Below are 1,962 nucleotides of genomic sequence, written 5' to 3'. Positions count from 1 at the left end.
CTTGGTGTCGGCGACGTCGCCGAGCTGGCCCACCGGCCGGGTCTGCATGGTCAGCAGATCGCCCAGCACGAGCTGAGCCTGCTGGAAGTTGGGATGGTCGCGCACCAGCGCTTCGGCTTCGCGCAGCGCCTCGCGGGGCTTGGCCTGGCCGACCAGGTGGTACACGCCGATCAGCCTCGCCTCTGCCTGCCCCAGCTTGGGCAAGGTCTGCGCCAGCGCCTGATCGGAGAGGGGCTGCGAGACCAGACCCGACATCGAGCGTGGCGGATCGCCCTGGATCTTGGCGATGGCGCTGGTGAGCAAGGAGGGCGCTTCGGTCGCGATCACCGCTGCTGATGCGGCGACACCGGGCTCAGCGTCGGGCGACAGCCAGGCGTTGACGGCCAGTGCGCCAGCACCCACGGCCACCACGCTCAGACCCCAGAGCGCCAGCCGCTGCAGATTGGCTGGTCCCGGGTTTAGCGATCCAGAGGTGACGCTGGCGTGCCCCCGCTGGAAGAAACGTCGACCAACCATCAGGATCCGGTGGCTTCCCGCACGATCAGCCAGCGTCCGCCGCTGCGCACGAAATTGAGGGTTTTGCGGCTGGACACATTCAGATTGTCCGAGCTGTAGGCCTGCAGGAACCGGGCCGTGGCGCGATCACCATCGATTTCCACATTGAGATCGCTCACGTCGACCTCGATGCGGTTGCGCGGCACAATGCGGGCCTTGCGATCGGCCTCCCAGCCGCTGCGGCTTTGACCACCAGCAGGGGTGAAATTCGGCGCGTAGGCACCGAGGTAGGCACTCATGTTCTTGCTCGACCAGGCTCGGGCCCAGGCGCCCACCGCAGCCTGCACATCAGCCTGTGCATCGCCTCCGCCTGCAGCTGGCGCAGGCGCCGGCGCCGCGGCCACCGCCACGGGCGGCCTGACAGCGGGCGCTGCCGCGGCCGGAGTGGCAGCGGCAGCCACGGCGGCACCTTTGGTGCCGTTGGTGAAAATGTTGCGAATCAGACTGAGCTTGGGCGCCACCGCGGTGTTGGCGGTATCGAGCTGCAAGGCCTTGCTGTAGGCCTGGCTGGCCAGCTTGGCATAGACGTCACCCAGATTTTCGTGCGCTGTGGCGTAGCTCGGGTTGGTCCGGATCGCCATCTCCAGCGCGGCGCGCGCCTTGTCGAACTGGCTCTGGCCCGCGTACAGCACAGCCAGGTTGTTGTACGGCTCGGGCAGTTCGGGAAAATCTTCGGTCAGCTTGGAGAAGGTGGAGATCGCATCGGCCGGCTTGCCGCTCTCGGTCTGGATCACCCCCTTGAGGAAGCGCATCTGAGGGTCGCGTGGCTTGGTCGTCAGGTACTGATCGACTTTGCCCAGTGCTTCGTTGAGCTGCCCTGCGCGCACCAGGCGGTTGACTTCTGCGTATTCGTCGGCTTGAGCGAATGCGGCCGTGCTGCCCAGCGCGGTACACACAGCAGCGCACAGCGCGAGCTGTCGCAATCGGGGCATGAAAGAGCGGGAACCCCGGGTGTATGGGTGCAGGATGGATGTCGGTTGCAACATAGGACCTCAAACGTCGGGCTGAGCCAAAAGGAGCGCCTGGCAACAGGCTGTTTTTCGCTCGCTGCAGACCTGAGGCCGAACCTGGGTCTGCCGTCGTGCTGGCTATACTGAGGCATTGTATCTGAGGGGTCCCGGCCCGTCGGACGATGCCCCGTATCGGCCGTGGCGCCAGGGTGCCTGCGCGCCAAGCGGCGCTGGCTCCAGCCCCGCTTCCCAGATCCGGCACCGGATCTTCCCACCTGTCATGACCCTTCGAATCCACAACACCCTGACAAGGCGCCTGGAGCCTTTTGAGCCGCTGGAGCCCGGCCATGTGCGCATGTACGTGTGCGGCATGACGATTTACGACCTGTGTCACATCGGGCACGCCCGCATGATGATGGCGTTTGACATCGTGCAGCGCTGGCTCAGGGTCAGGGGC

The 1,962-nt window shown here is 65.9% G+C and carries 1 protein-coding gene and 2 pseudogenes; 1 reads left to right on the top strand and 2 read right to left on the bottom strand.

Translation table 11 applies throughout. From position 1 onward, the window contains the following. A pseudogene (locus tag GPT34_RS12125) lies at positions 1–516 on the bottom strand (hypothetical protein); the annotation flags it as partial. Next, positions 516–1,487 carry a nuclear transport factor 2 family protein gene (locus GPT34_RS12120; RefSeq protein ID WP_291012731.1) on the bottom strand — a complete coding sequence of 324 codons (972 nt, stop codon included), beginning with the start codon at positions 1,485–1,487 and terminating at the stop codon, positions 516–518. The gene GPT34_RS12120 and the pseudogene GPT34_RS12125, both read right to left, overlap by 1 nt. 298 nt (positions 1,488–1,785) lie before the next feature. Between GPT34_RS12120 and GPT34_RS12115 the strand changes: the two are divergent. After that, positions 1,786–1,962, top strand: a pseudogene (locus GPT34_RS12115) (cysteine--tRNA ligase); the annotation flags it as partial.

The organism is Hydrogenophaga sp., from assembly GCF_011390835.1.
Taxonomy (GTDB): domain Bacteria; phylum Pseudomonadota; class Gammaproteobacteria; order Burkholderiales; family Burkholderiaceae_C; genus Hydrogenophaga.
The sequence above is the reverse complement of the archived record's forward strand: the minus strand, read 5'-3'. Positions and strand labels throughout refer to the sequence as shown.